The 12243-nt window shown below is 38.5% G+C and carries 19 protein-coding genes; 9 read left to right on the forward strand and 10 right to left on the reverse strand.

Annotated elements, in window-relative coordinates; all coding sequences use genetic code 11:
• Positions 1-112: 112 nt before the first annotated feature.
• Positions 113-571, reverse strand: a complete 459-nt coding sequence (locus tag AC2VNP_RS02340) for a hypothetical protein (RefSeq protein ID WP_486915761.1) — start codon at positions 569-571, stop codon at positions 113-115.
• Between the two features lie 286 nt (positions 572-857).
• Here AC2VNP_RS02340 and AC2VNP_RS02345 point away from each other — a divergent pair, with 286 nt between their 5' ends.
• The 4 genes from AC2VNP_RS02345 (at position 858) to gerPC (ending at position 2497) form a co-directional block, all read left to right on the forward strand.
• Positions 858-1181 (forward strand): hypothetical protein, encoded by a 324-nt coding sequence (locus AC2VNP_RS02345; RefSeq protein WP_486915763.1) that lies wholly within the window; start codon positions 858-860, stop codon positions 1179-1181.
• 113 nt (positions 1182-1294) lie between these two features.
• Positions 1295-1516, forward strand: coding sequence for a spore germination protein (locus tag AC2VNP_RS02350; RefSeq protein WP_275118297.1), 222 nt, complete (start codon positions 1295-1297; stop codon positions 1514-1516).
• A 25-nt stretch (positions 1517-1541) separates the two neighbouring features.
• Positions 1542-1760: a hypothetical protein gene (locus AC2VNP_RS02355; protein ID WP_486915765.1), complete on the forward strand. Its 219-nt coding sequence runs from the start codon at positions 1542-1544 to the stop codon at positions 1758-1760.
• 104 nt (positions 1761-1864) lie between these two features.
• Positions 1865-2497, forward strand: a complete 633-nt coding sequence (gerPC, locus tag AC2VNP_RS02360) for a spore germination protein GerPC (protein ID WP_486915767.1) — start codon at positions 1865-1867, stop codon at positions 2495-2497.
• Between the two features lie 159 nt (positions 2498-2656).
• On the opposite strand, the gene AC2VNP_RS02365 is transcribed toward gerPC, so the two are convergent.
• From AC2VNP_RS02365 to AC2VNP_RS02385, 5 genes are all read right to left on the reverse strand, one after another.
• The gene (locus tag AC2VNP_RS02365) at positions 2657-2746 is read right to left on the reverse strand and encodes a YjcZ family sporulation protein (RefSeq protein ID WP_486915769.1); all 90 of its coding nucleotides are present in this window, start codon (positions 2744-2746) and stop codon (positions 2657-2659) included.
• Between the two features lie 186 nt (positions 2747-2932).
• Positions 2933-3220 (reverse strand): hypothetical protein, encoded by a 288-nt coding sequence (locus tag AC2VNP_RS02370; RefSeq protein ID WP_486915771.1) that lies wholly within the window; start codon positions 3218-3220, stop codon positions 2933-2935.
• 67 nt (positions 3221-3287) lie between these two features.
• Positions 3288-3689, reverse strand: coding sequence for a hypothetical protein (locus AC2VNP_RS02375; RefSeq protein ID WP_486915773.1), 402 nt, complete (start codon positions 3687-3689; stop codon positions 3288-3290).
• Between the two features lie 104 nt (positions 3690-3793).
• On the reverse strand, positions 3794-4501 hold the full coding sequence (locus AC2VNP_RS02380; RefSeq protein WP_486915775.1) for a hypothetical protein: 708 nt from the start codon (positions 4499-4501) through the stop codon (positions 3794-3796).
• 311 nt (positions 4502-4812) lie between these two features.
• Positions 4813-5244: an Hsp20/alpha crystallin family protein gene (locus AC2VNP_RS02385; protein ID WP_486915777.1), complete on the reverse strand. Its 432-nt coding sequence runs from the start codon at positions 5242-5244 to the stop codon at positions 4813-4815.
• Positions 5245-5426: 182 nt separating this feature from the next.
• Here AC2VNP_RS02385 and AC2VNP_RS02390 point away from each other — a divergent pair, with 182 nt between their 5' ends.
• Complete coding sequence (locus AC2VNP_RS02390; protein ID WP_486915779.1) at positions 5427-5531, forward strand: YjcZ family sporulation protein; 105 nt, start codon at positions 5427-5429, stop codon at positions 5529-5531.
• Between the two features lie 206 nt (positions 5532-5737).
• Here the strand turns inward: AC2VNP_RS02390 and AC2VNP_RS02395 are convergent, their stop codons facing one another.
• The gene (locus AC2VNP_RS02395; RefSeq protein WP_486915781.1) at positions 5738-6262 is read right to left on the reverse strand and encodes a LysM peptidoglycan-binding domain-containing protein; all 525 of its coding nucleotides are present in this window, start codon (positions 6260-6262) and stop codon (positions 5738-5740) included.
• A gap of 156 nt (positions 6263-6418) precedes the next feature.
• Here AC2VNP_RS02395 and AC2VNP_RS02400 point away from each other — a divergent pair, with 156 nt between their 5' ends.
• Positions 6419-6646: a spore germination protein gene (locus AC2VNP_RS02400; RefSeq protein ID WP_418200467.1), complete on the forward strand. Its 228-nt coding sequence runs from the start codon at positions 6419-6421 to the stop codon at positions 6644-6646.
• 35 nt (positions 6647-6681) lie between these two features.
• On the opposite strand, the gene AC2VNP_RS02405 is transcribed toward AC2VNP_RS02400, so the two are convergent.
• The 3 genes from AC2VNP_RS02405 to AC2VNP_RS02415 form a co-directional block, all read right to left on the reverse strand.
• On the reverse strand, positions 6682-7518 hold the full coding sequence (locus AC2VNP_RS02405; protein ID WP_486915783.1) for an ATP-binding cassette domain-containing protein: 837 nt from the start codon (positions 7516-7518) through the stop codon (positions 6682-6684).
• Positions 7519-7644: 126 nt separating this feature from the next.
• Positions 7645-8802 carry an agmatinase family protein gene (locus AC2VNP_RS02410; protein ID WP_486915785.1) on the reverse strand — a complete coding sequence of 386 codons (1158 nt, stop codon included), beginning with the start codon at positions 8800-8802 and terminating at the stop codon, positions 7645-7647.
• A gap of 155 nt (positions 8803-8957) precedes the next feature.
• On the reverse strand, positions 8958-9371 hold the full coding sequence (locus tag AC2VNP_RS02415) for an Hsp20/alpha crystallin family protein (protein ID WP_486915787.1): 414 nt from the start codon (positions 9369-9371) through the stop codon (positions 8958-8960).
• A 237-nt stretch (positions 9372-9608) separates the two neighbouring features.
• Between AC2VNP_RS02415 and AC2VNP_RS02420 the strand changes: the two genes are divergently transcribed.
• From AC2VNP_RS02420 to cbiQ, 3 genes are all read left to right on the forward strand, one after another.
• The gene (locus tag AC2VNP_RS02420; RefSeq protein WP_486915789.1) at positions 9609-10163 is read left to right on the forward strand and encodes a YppG family protein; all 555 of its coding nucleotides are present in this window, start codon (positions 9609-9611) and stop codon (positions 10161-10163) included.
• A 477-nt stretch (positions 10164-10640) separates the two neighbouring features.
• The gene (locus tag AC2VNP_RS02425) at positions 10641-11243 is read left to right on the forward strand and encodes a CbiM family transporter (RefSeq protein ID WP_486915791.1); all 603 of its coding nucleotides are present in this window, start codon (positions 10641-10643) and stop codon (positions 11241-11243) included.
• Positions 11244-11309: 66 nt separating this feature from the next.
• Positions 11310-12062: a cobalt ECF transporter T component CbiQ gene (gene cbiQ, locus AC2VNP_RS02430; RefSeq protein WP_486915793.1), complete on the forward strand. Its 753-nt coding sequence runs from the start codon at positions 11310-11312 to the stop codon at positions 12060-12062.
• The last annotated feature ends 181 nt before the right edge of the window (positions 12063-12243 follow it).

Consider the following 12243-nt stretch of genomic DNA (forward strand, 5'->3'; position numbering starts at 1 on the left):
ATGGAAAGAAGTGCTAAAATAAATATCCTACAAAACGACTGAAGTTTTGACATTTTACGCAGATGGAAGATGGTGATGAACAAAAAAAGAGCTGCTAAGAGCAACTCTTCCATCACTTTTTCTTTTTCTTCTTACATATGATTTTTAATTTATCTAAGTGTTGATCCATATCGGGTTCAAACTCTTTCCATTTTACTTTACATTTTTCTTTAGGTGGTTTTTTCATTTTATATTTTTTCTTATCCTCTTTTTCAGGATCTTCATCTTCATCTTCATTTTCGTCCTCATCTTCATCTTCATCTTCAAATTTATTGATGACATATTTGTTCATTTCAAATTTAGGGCATTCCTCATTCTCTTCGTTATTTTCATTTTCGTCTTCGTTTTCTTCTCCGTTCCCTTTACTGAAGTCGAACACAATTTCATCACCAATAATATATTCGGCTGCTTGAAACTTTGAATTTGCTTGAAGTCCTTTATGAATGCTTGGACCGAAGTTAATTGAGGCTCCTTTGGACACTTCATTAATCTTAAAGCTGCCGATTTTTGTATAAGGGCCATACCTCCTCATCTTATGATCGCCTCCTCCTACTTGTCTCTTGTATAAGATATGTATACACGGACAACCATGTGTAGGTAAAGCCCCCTAAATCCTAGCAAAATAGATTGTTGTCCTACTAAAACGAAGCGAGAAAAAGAATTTTACTTTCAGCAGATTTTTATACATTTTATGTGAAAGCGTACTCTATTTTTAAATGAGTGTTATAACCCTTCACTTACTAGGTTCAATGAATAATAGGCTTTTCCTAATCATACATCATTAAAAAGAAGACATCTGTATAATGGAGGTTATTTTAATGTCTGATACATGTTTGGCAAATCTAGAAAAGCGTGTTGAACAACTTGAAAAACTGTATATTAAAGATAAAGAATTCTTAATCGAACAATTAGATCAAACGCACTTAGCCATCCAACAATTACAACATACACAAACTCTACCGACTGGAGCAGGTGAAATTGATTCATCGAGTTCATATCAAAAAAAAATCGAATATTTAACAGCGGCTAATGAACAAATGTTTAAACAAAACAGGCGGTTAAGGGAATATATTGAATTAGTATTAGAAAAAAATGAACCTCTTAATTATGAAGGTTATTACAAGGCGCTACGAGGCGAGTAGTAATAATCAGTTTGGTCTGCTACAATTCTTCCACTTTACACTTGTACACTGTGACATTCACCTAATTTTGGGCATAGGATTAGAGTAAAGACAAAATTCAGGAGGGCGTCAGTGTGCCACATGTAAATAATATCGTGGGTATTCGAATTAATAAGGCCTCTAGTAATGCATCCATTAACTTCGGAAATACAGTCCATAAAGGCCACCAAGCAAACATCAAAATGTTTGTAGGTTACTATCAGGCGGGTGATGCCAACTTCAGTCCTCTTCAATTTAATAATGCCAATATAACGAATGATCCAGACGTAAAAGATCAACCACAGGCACAAATCTAATCATGTCAAGAAAGGACTGAAAAACATGCAAATTAATATAAGGAACATACGGATTAATTCGATGAGTACCATTGGTTCACTTAATATTGGCAAACAAATCTTTTCAGATAACCGCGCCAGTACCTTCAAATTACCGAAGCCTTATTATGAAGAAGTTGAACCGAATAATGAGGAAGAGGAAGAAGAGGAAAATAACCCTATTGAAATTGTTGGTCTTCCCCCGATCAACTTACCTCCAGGCTAAATTTGGTCTTATGAAAACAAACGAAACGAAAACTATATCGAAAATTGTTTGGCAAATTTATCACCCCTTGAACATACTCTTAGGTAAGGAGTTCTTATAAAGGGGTGATATTTATTTACTATTTTTATCAACGGCCTTATTACTACTGCCAACGGAACTATTCTCCATACGCTTCCTATTACTGTCCTAAACAGTTGTGGGCGCAGCAACAAACCTACTTACAAAACTATAATCTACCTCAGATGAATAATATGGCGTATCCAATGGTTCAATCAACCGGGATGAATGAATGGTCGGGAATGAATGAAATGTATCATATGAGTGATGAAATCCATCATAATGAAGAAGAAAATAACGATCAAAACGAAGTGAAACCTAATCTTCAAGTGAAGCCCCAGCTGCCTAACTTTTATCAAATGTTAGAAGAGCTGAAAGAAAAAGTCGAAAAGGTCGAGGAAGAAAACGAAGAATTAAAGGAAAAGTTAGAAGACCTTCAACCGATTAACATCGAAAATATCAATTATAAAATTCAGGAATTAGCTGTTGAAGATTTATCAGGGACATTGAATATTGGGATAACAGCACTAACGGATCCGGAAAACTTAAAGAAATTATTGAAGGATTTTGATGGCATCAATGTAAATGATGTCGAAGAAAACGAAATGGAAATGGAAGAGCTAGAAAAATTGGATAACTTTGAAATCCAACCGAAACCTCCAAATCAGCCACCGCAATAATTTTTAATGTAAAAGCTAATGTTAATTCCTTTAGATTTACATATTTATAGAACGTCGGTGGTAATGAGTAAAAGTGGTTATACATTAAAACGCTAAGAGCATCATTATGATGTCTTAGCGTTTTGGTGTTTTTAACTTGTAGTCAAATTTTCTAGTTTATTACCAGCCCCAAGAAGCTCCGACGATAACAAGCAAGATGAAAAGCACGACGATTAAAGTAAAGCCGCCTACGCCATGTCCGTAACCCATTCTTAACACCACCCTTCCGTTTTACTACTAACACCCTATGCAAAAACACCAAAAATGGTTTAGACAAATGAACAGGTTTCTTAAGCGTTTCAGTTAAGACGAGTAAATTTCTCCTCGAAAACTGCAAAATGTATTGCCATATAAGACAATACATTTGCTGTAGTTTTTTTACTTTTATCTCGTTTCTTATTCCATGTCTAACATATCTTCTACAAACTGTGGGTCAGCAAGTAATGAACCCAATAAGGATCGACAACCATGTAGACACTGTGTCCACCCTATCATTCCGGGTTGAAAGCCAAACGCAAGGCATTGCTGATAACAATGTTGTATCGTATGGTTTTGTTGGTGAAACTTTGGCAGCTCTACGTCGTGTGGGTTAAAAGGATGCCAAGGGATTGCATACAAACCGATAGATTGGTTAGGAATTCTTCTTTTTGTTGGAAACGGCGCGATATATGGATGGAAAGACATTCAGCATAAACTCCTCTTTAAAGGTCTTATGCGATAGTCTATGTGATCTCGTACACTTTGTTACCAGTCATGCTCTCTGTTCATTCTTTTTGTCTTTTCTCGTCCGTCTGTAAAAGTAAAACGAAATGGCAGAAAACATAATGAACACTGCCCCGCCAATCAGCCACCGGTGTGGGTCTGATCGAACAACAACGTCTTCCCCAACGGTCCATTCGGTACGGTGACCTAAACCATCTGTTGCGACAAAAAAGTGCGCATCATTAGGATCAAAATAGAATGCACCTTGTTCGTCTAAAGGGCCACTATCTATCTCATTGCCTTTTTCATCGTAAATGGTAACGACTGTTCGAGTCGAGAAGCTCCCGTCTTCATAGAGGACCTTCAGTGCCCCATCCTCCTCTTCAGGAATGATGATCATTTTATGAGCAGATACGGTATGAAAACCAATAAACAGGAAGAAAAATAACATTAACGTACAGGTCCAAATAGGTCTAATAACGTACCCCTTCTTTCTTTGTAAGGTAAAAGATGAAAAGGAGGCTGTCATTAGAAGCAGCCTCGTGGTGAATAACTTTAATGGTCGTGATCATGTTCATCTTCTTCATGCTCATGTTCGTGGCCATCGTGATCGTGGCTATGATCATGGTCATGGCTGTGATCATGCCCCTCGTACTGCCTTACATTTTCTACAGCAACTATATTGCCATTATCATTAAGTATTTTCAGGTCGAATTCTTCAGCATCGTGTTCTAAGTAAAGAGCATATTGGCCGCTTGTTGATATCGTAAACGTAAATGTGGTTTCGTCTTCGTTTAATGGCAATAGATACACGTACTCATGTTTTGCTTCAAACGTTTCCTCCTCGTTCACCTCTTCTGCTGCTGCCTCCATCAAGTGGGCTGCATGATGATCTAAATCATGAATATTGCTATTCTCCATAATGAATGCAACCAGCATGGTTTCATCCCCATACTCATTTTTATTTAGCTGTAAAGTATATGTACCCTCTGCTAAATCATAACTTCCTCGCCATTCATACGGTAATTCATGATGGTGACCGATCCCATCGTTTTCTTCCTCGTCTGCATCTTTTTCATCCATCTCTGTGTCTTCATTTTCAAGGGGCTCTTCGGTTTCTTTTGGTGGATGTTCCTCCTGGAGAGTTTCCTCCTCATTTGTCTCTATGTCTTCAACTATTTCCGTTCCTGCTTCACTGTTGCTACAAGCAATTAAGCTACTCGTAATCAGTCCGCTTATCATTATTAATTTAAATTTTCTCATGTAATCCCCCCACAAATGATCATTATACTTTCATATTATGAGCAGGAGTTATAATTTATCATTAAAACCCTCCCGTACTATACGTGATATGACTTATTTATTAATAGCGTTAAGAAAAGCAAAAAAGCGCCCGTTTAGCGATGTCTCGCTGGACGCTGAGTTAGACATTTATGAATCTTTATGTTTTCTTATCTTTTAAAGAAAATCTGCCGATTGGCGAGCCTTTACGCGAGAATTTACTTTTTTACTAACAATTTATATTTTTTTATAAACGGGTAATAGAGCCAGCCAAAAGACAAGGTGACTTATCCTTATTCATCATCTAAATTTTTAATGTTGACTTTTTGTCTGAATTGATTTGGACGGATCAACCGGTGTAAATGAATAACTAATAAACCACGTTGGAAAGCGGCGTCCATTTTATCCTCACGTACAGGAAACGGTAATTCGATTGTTCGCTTAAATGGCCCTTGTGGAAACTCCTCTTGAATTAAGCGGTAGCCATTAAAGTTTGAATGAATCGTTCCTCTTACTTCTAATGTTCGTTCATAAGTATAAATATCAACATCCTCTAGCTTTAAGCCTGGTAAGGCAAATACACAGATAAGTTCGTTTCCGTTTTCATATATGTTCACCTTCGTGCCAACATTTTGAAAGTTGATCTGGTCAAAGTTTGAGAAAAAATCATCTCCAAGAAACTTTGGTATCATCTTTTGCCACCCATTTGGTAAATGATTATTCACTTCAATCCCTCCCTGTTCTTCCCTATAAGTATTAGTATGTTTTTTTATTTGGGCGGTGCCTGTACTTAATGAAGGGAAAAACCTAATACTTTTTGGGAAATATGGGCAAAACCCCAAACCCTTTCTTTTATATTTCATACGATACTATTGACAGTATTTGAGAGTTCAAAGGAGGTAGTGAAATGGGCGCACCTGTAGGAGCAGCACCAGTAGCACTAGGAGGATTTGCATTAGTTGTTGTTTTATTTATCCTTTTAGTAATCATCGGGGCTTCATACGTTTATTAAACGATGATTTACGGAATGGATAAATTGGAATTGTAATGAGGGTTGCCCTTAAATACTGCTTCTATGTATTTAAGGGTAATCTTATGTTAACGGTGGGATCTGTAAAATCAAAGGTAAGTGCCTTTTGAAGATATAGTTAAATAGGATAGTAAATACACATAAAAAGCTCAGAGTTCTACAGAAACTCTGAGCTTAATAGTTTTCGTTTAATAGTATCTTTGCTGATTATACATGTATTGACCGTTCCAATTCGGGTACGTATTGTAGCCCGTATTGACCTGTGGTTGATAAGGGTATGCATAATTCGGATTTTGTTGGTAGTTCACTTGAGGGTGACTTTCTTGTGAAGCAGTTGCCTCACGTTGATCGGTTATGTTTGTTTCCTGCTCTTGACGTTGATGAATGGACTCCCAGCCATAATAACCTGGTGTAAGAGTCGTATGGCTCCCATAACCTAATGCATAATCTTGTGACGGCCATTGAGTGTATTGTAATTGCACGTAGTGTACCGGGTCTTCTGGAACGTGTGCACATACATTTCCTTTGCCTGCATTGATGTCAGGCATCATGCCACCCATCACTTGATCTGGGATAAAGACTTGTGTTCCTGCCATAATGTTTGCAGGATCTTGAATATGTTTGTTTAGATCTAGTAACATATCAAGGTCTACCTTATAATGATCCGCTAAAAGATACAATGTTTCTCCTGCCTGACAATGATGTGTTCTCACGATTTAATTACCTCCCAATATTTAATACAACACTATATCTCTATTCAACCTTTGGGTGTGTTGCCATCATAATTTTTAGGCAAATTGCTAATGAACGAGTGTCATTCTTTTTTTTTCCACATACGATATGGGTATCAAGGAAGTTAGGGGGAGATTATGTTCTTGACACATATGAATAACATACTTGGGATCAGAATCAATCAATCGGCAAATAACGCTTCCATCAACTTCGGTAACGTCGTCCATAAAGGACATCAGGCAAACTCTAAGTTTAATAGCGGTTATTTACAACCTGGCGATGCGAACTTCAGTCCATTGCAGTTTAACAATGCAAATATTGCGAATGACCCTGATGTGATTGATCAACCTCAAGCACAAATATAATTGTCCGTTTTGTCATCAGAAGGTGGGGAATCGGTTTAATAATTGGCATTTTCTGTGGATTGCATGACACTATATAGCAAACGAACAGCTTCCTGTTCATTGATCGGTAACCGATCCAATTCAAAATTAGGTATCATCCTAAATAACCGTGCAATTCTTGGCAAATGTAAATTTGCTTTTCTAATCGATTCCTCATCTACCAATAATTCAGGTCCACCTGTCATCAATACTTTTCCGTCTTTCATTAAAATAATGATGTCAGCCCAGGACGCAGCGAAATCAACATCATGAGTCGATAAAATAATGGTTTTCCCCATAAAATTTAGTCCTTGTAAAAGACCAGCGACCTCGTCCTGACCTTTAGGGTCGAGATAAGCCATTGGTTCATCCAAAATAACGACATCTGGTTTCATTGCTAATATTCCTGCGATGGCTACACGTTTTTTTTGCCCATAGCTTAAGTGGTAGGGTGCTTTTGTTTTAAATTCCAACATACCGACTGACCCTAAAGCTACTTCGCATACTTCTTTTACTTCTTCTTCGGTTAAGCCTAGGTTCCTCGGCCCAAATTGGACATCTTCCCAGACCGTTCCTGAAAAGACTTGGTCATCGGGGTCTTGAAAGACGAGCCCGACCTTCTGCCTGATCATTTTTACACTTTTCTTAGTTAGAGGTATTCCCATGACGGATACGGTACCTTTTTGTGGTAATTTTAAACCGTTAAAATGGTGTAGTAGTGTAGATTTTCCTGCTCCATTCGGTCCTAATATAGCAACCTTTGAACCTATCGGGATTTGTAGCGAAAGTTCATCTATCGCTTTGGTTGAGTCTGGGTATTCATAGGCTAAGTCTTGTATATCAATCGCATGCATTCATTTGCCCTCCCTTCTACAATTATTTGTATTCACCCCCACCCTTAACATAACTTTAAAGGTAGAAAATGAACAAGCTGTTTACTTCATATACGAAAAGGCCGGCTGCTTCACCGGCCCTCTTAATTATGTGAATTTTTTTCCTAGCTTTCCTGCATCTACCATAGATGCTAACACATCGGCGATACAACGTGTTCCTAACAGTGCGGTTTGATCACTAACATCATAAGGTGGTGAAACTTCTACCAGCTCCATTCCACAAATTCCTTCTCTAGCGACGATATCTAAGAACTTTAACCCTTCACGAGGTAAAAATCCACCTGGCTCTGGCCAACCAGTTCCTGGTACAAATCCTGCGTCAAAACTATCAATATCTACACTTAAATAAACGGCTTTTGCGCCACCTTGCCATGCTTTCTCAAGTGCAATTTCGGCCACTTTCTCTACACCTAATCTTTCAATATCAAAAATAGAAATCGCTGTAGTGTTTAGTTTCCGTACGTTTTGAACGGCTTCCCTTGGGACTTGCCAACCGCCAATACCAACTTGAACTAGGTTTTCAGGTGGTGCATTTGGAATATTTGTGGCATGGAACCAAGGGGTTGTATGCATTCTTTCGTCCATATCAGTTTCTTGTAAATCTAAGTGGCGGTCCATGTGAATTATACCTATTTTTTCACCGAGAACATCGGCTATCGCACGAACACAAGGGTAACCAATCGCATGGTCCCCGCCTAACATAACAGGTAATGTACCTTGGGCAAACACATGAGATACGGCTTTGTAAATTTGGTCAAAGCTTTTTTCGATATTGGCAATAGTAAATACATCACCAACGTCACACATATTTAAGGATTCTGCTAAATCGACGCCTTTTTCATAACTATAACTCGTGTATAACTTCGATATCCGTCTCATTGCTTCAGGACCAAAACGGGCACCTGCGCGATACGTTGTTCCGATATCAAAAGGAACTCCGATGAAGGCCACATCATATTCTCCAACTCTACGAACATCTTCTAAAAATGGAGACCTTAAAAACGTAGGAATCCCCGCGTAGGCTGGACGAGGTTCTCTCGTAAAGGTGGATATCGTCCGGTCGCCAATCGAAGGAGCTGCTTCTAAACCGTACTCGACAGATCTTCTTAGAATTTTTTGATTTTCTACTTCAGGTATCTTTGCTTCTTTTTCCGCCTGTTCGATACCGAGTAAGTCTGTCGTTCGTTCACTTTCCAGGGCTTTTTTCTGTCTGTAGCTTAACCCGTGGTTATCAAAAAAACCCACTCACATCACCACCGTTTTTTGAATTTCTAAGTTGCTGGTTCGTCTTAAGCTCTACCTATTCATCCATACTTTGACATTATATTCTGTGAAATTTTTTCCATACCAACTATTAAAAATAGTATGAGCCTAACAAGTTGATTTTTAGCAGGAAAAGCTTATTGCAACTTTGTCTTTCTTGATTTGGACCGAGGTTTCCGTTGTAAGTACACCGACAGTAATCCTCTTTCATAGTTATATTGAACATTTTCCTCTAAAACAGGGTATGGTAATTCAATCGTTCGTTTGATTGGACCTTGTAGGATTCCCTCTTGTACTAATCGAAAGTCACGATCATCGACAAATAAGGTTCCTCTCAATTCTAATAGATTATGTTCTACGTAAATATCCACCTCTTCTTCTTTAAGACCTGGTAAGGCAAAGGTACAAATCAGTTCCTTCCCTGATTCGTAAATATTTGCGAGAACTTCCGCATGGTTTTTGACGAATGCCGGAAATTCTTGTGAAAAATCTTCACCTAACAAATCATGAACAGATCGATCCCAATTTGTCGTTATACCCGATTTATTCATAAGCACCCCCCTGTTCTTATTCACTTATATGTATGCCTACTAGGTAACTGCCGTGCATGGAATCCCTTTCAATAACCTAGTACTCTTTTTTGTCTTTTACAATTTTTGTTGGTAAGATGACTGGACGCCCTTATCATAGAGATCTAGGTAAATGCCGTGTCGGTCGTTTAGTGGAACGAATAACTTATGTTAATGGACGATTTCATTATATGAAAAAAGATAAGTAAGGAGGATCTTATGTTTCCATTTGGGAAAAAGCAATTTGGAGCAGGATTTGGAAATCATCCGTCTGGTTTTAACCCGTTCAGCCCTAATCCAATGGGCTTTAATCCGTTTGATTTTTCCAATCAACTTTATCAACAGCAAAATCCTTTTCAGTCTGGATTTTTTAATAATTCACCCTTCCAACAAATGCAGCAGCAACCATTAGGAGGAGGTTTCGGTCAACCTAATCCTGGTCCATTACAGCAACTATTTGGCCTAGGTCAATCTAATCCAGGACCGATGCAGTCACAGTCAGCGCAACCTAACCCTAGTCCGATGCAGTCATTAGGTCAATCCAATCCAAATGCAATGATGCCGTTTCAAGGTCAACCGACTCAAGCTCAAATGAATCCGTTTCAAGCTCAACAATTTCTTGGTCCGGGTCAGCATCCTCAAGGATTACAATCTTTATTTAAGAATGATAAAGGTCAATATGATTTAGCGAAAATTGGTAATGGTGTTCAACAAGTAATGGGTGTTGTCAATCAAGTCAGCCCGCTCATGAAGATGTTCGGTATTATGAGATAACCACCTAGCCTCTTTTAAATCATTAGAAATAGTCTAATGATTTAGAAGAGGTTTTTTAGAGTTGCGTTGTCTGAAGATGTGGCTTATATAATTCCTACTGTCCTTATGAGTGAATTCTTCCTGTTGCTGGAAATAGTGGGATCGTATCTTCATTTTATGGGTTGTCTCTTCCTAATTCTGGTAATATTGAATTCATTCTTTATACTTACAGCTATTTTTTCCTGTGACTTAATAATCAGGTTCATTCAATTAACCTCGTCTCACCTACTCATCATCCCGTGAACGCTCAATAAATCACGTAGATCACATCATTAGTCGATAACTCCTCCCCATTAACTTCTGGTTGTTATGTATTTAACATGACCTTGAAAGGACAAGCATTTGAGTGTAACTGAAGGAGAAAAAGACCTGAATACTTCACGAATACAAACAATATAAATAAGCAAGAAAAGTGTCCGATGAAGGGATGGATGAGTTGTGCATGTCGCAGACGGCGTACTTAGTTTTTCAGTAGCAGTAGCAACAACAGCGGGAGCCGTTGGAATATTAGCCTATTCTCTAAAAGGTATAAAAGAAGATGAAATCCCGAAAATCAGTCTACTCACGGGAGCTTTCTTTGTTTCTTCCTTAATTAATATACCTGTAGGACCTACTTCGATCCATCCACTATTAAGCGGCTTCCTCGGTTTAGCTTTAGGAAGACGAGCGCCAATTGGGATCTTTATTGGCTTACTCCTTCAAGCTGCATTGTTCCAGCACGGGGGATTAAGTACGCTTGGTGCCAATACATTGTTAATGTCTCTTCCGGCTTATTTCGTGTATTTTATGAGTCAAGTATTTAGAGGGATGCCACATTTTATCAAAGGGTTTACTGCAGGTTTTGGTGCGGTGTTAGGAGGAGTGTTTTTATTAATTCTACTGCTTTTATTGTCGGATCAACGGTATACGGAAGGCACTTTCTCTGTTATCAACATCGTCGTCGTTGCCTATTTTCCGCTTGCACTTTTAGAAGGGGTATTAACCGGCTTTTCGGTAAAATATTTATATGCGCTTCGGCCGACATTCTTTGAAGAAACGTAGCTGGAGTTGGTGTGTTTTTTTATGGATAGATGTCTCACGAAATTTTTGATGAAATAGGTGATAGCGATGCCTTATGGACAGGAAGAGACACAAGTAGAATTCGAGGGCATTTCCCAATGGGCCTTGGGGTGGGAATCACGAGCAAAGTTGATGGCTGCAATTATTTATATTTTTGGTGTAATTAGTCTTCAGACGGTTTCATTTGCACTCATTGCTTACTCGGTCTCGATTGTGGTTTCATTTGTGATGGGTATTGCGGTCCTTACTTTACTAAAACGGTATTTACTCATTGCACCATTTGTATTACTGATGACGCTGCCTCTCGTCTTTGGCGGTGGATTTCCGCTTGATCCTGACCGTGTTACTTTTGCCCTGCTCATTATTTTAAAAGCAGTGACGTCAATGACGATTTTAACGATTATTCTTGAAACTCAATCTGTTGATCAATTTATGAATAGTCTCGCGCATTTAAAGGTGCCGCCGATTATGATTTCAGTGCTGTTATTGTCGTATCGGTATGTGTTTATGTTTCTTGACGACATTCAAAAAATGCAACTGGCTTTAAAGACTCGTTTTTTTAATGGTGGTGTCAGCATAAAGAACTTAAAGGTATATGGACAACTGACGGGTGCGTTATTATTGAAATCGCTCGATCGATCTGAGAAGGTCTTTCAAGCGATGGTGTCGCGAGGATTTAACGGGAATCTTTGTTTTGGTGAAGCACGCCAAATAACGAAGTCAGACTTGTTAAAAACGGGACTTTCCTTTTTAATCATTATGGTAATTGTGGCGGTTGAATTGGTGTTTTTTCGGATGTAGGTGTTTGGTAGGTTTATAGTTCGTTGTTGAGGAAAAGTGGGAATGACGCGAGTATTTGCCCCTCGAAAAAATGGGTCAAATGGAAATTAGGGGTTGCAAAGAAGCTTTTGACCCCCGAAAAATGAGTGAAACGGAAATTAGGGGTTGCAAAAAAGCTTTTGACCCCCGAAAAATGAGTGAA

Source organism: Alkalihalobacterium sp. TH-98 (genome assembly GCF_057473385.1).

What these genes read in the sequence shown, in the direction of transcription:
- AC2VNP_RS02390 (WP_486915779.1), top strand. Translation starts at nt 5,427, where the DNA reads ATGGGCGCACCTGTAGGAGCAGCACCAGTAGCACTAGGAGGATTTGCA.
- cbiQ (WP_486915793.1), top strand. Translation starts at nt 11,310, where the DNA reads ATGCCTTATGGACAGGAAGAGACACAAGTAGAATTCGAGGGCATTTCC.
- AC2VNP_RS02415 (WP_486915787.1), bottom strand. Translation starts at nt 9,371, where the DNA reads ATGAATAAATCGGGTATAACGACAAATTGGGATCGATCTGTTCATGAT.
- AC2VNP_RS02370 (WP_486915771.1), bottom strand. Translation starts at nt 3,220, where the DNA reads ATGTCTTTCCATCCATATATCGCGCCGTTTCCAACAAAAAGAAGAATT.
- AC2VNP_RS02405 (WP_486915783.1), bottom strand. Translation starts at nt 7,518, where the DNA reads ATGCATGCGATTGATATACAAGACTTAGCCTATGAATACCCAGACTCA.
- AC2VNP_RS02400 (WP_418200467.1), top strand. Translation starts at nt 6,419, where the DNA reads ATGTTCTTGACACATATGAATAACATACTTGGGATCAGAATCAATCAA.
- AC2VNP_RS02420 (WP_486915789.1), top strand. Translation starts at nt 9,609, where the DNA reads ATGTTTCCATTTGGGAAAAAGCAATTTGGAGCAGGATTTGGAAATCAT.
- AC2VNP_RS02340 (WP_486915761.1), bottom strand. Translation starts at nt 571, where the DNA reads ATGAGGAGGTATGGCCCTTATACAAAAATCGGCAGCTTTAAGATTAAT.
- AC2VNP_RS02355 (WP_486915765.1), top strand. Translation starts at nt 1,542, where the DNA reads ATGCAAATTAATATAAGGAACATACGGATTAATTCGATGAGTACCATT.
- AC2VNP_RS02375 (WP_486915773.1), bottom strand. Translation starts at nt 3,689, where the DNA reads ATGTTATTTTTCTTCCTGTTTATTGGTTTTCATACCGTATCTGCTCAT.
- AC2VNP_RS02345 (WP_486915763.1), top strand. Translation starts at nt 858, where the DNA reads ATGTCTGATACATGTTTGGCAAATCTAGAAAAGCGTGTTGAACAACTT.
- AC2VNP_RS02380 (WP_486915775.1), bottom strand. Translation starts at nt 4,501, where the DNA reads ATGAGAAAATTTAAATTAATAATGATAAGCGGACTGATTACGAGTAGC.
- AC2VNP_RS02365 (WP_486915769.1), bottom strand. Translation starts at nt 2,746, where the DNA reads ATGGGTTACGGACATGGCGTAGGCGGCTTTACTTTAATCGTCGTGCTT.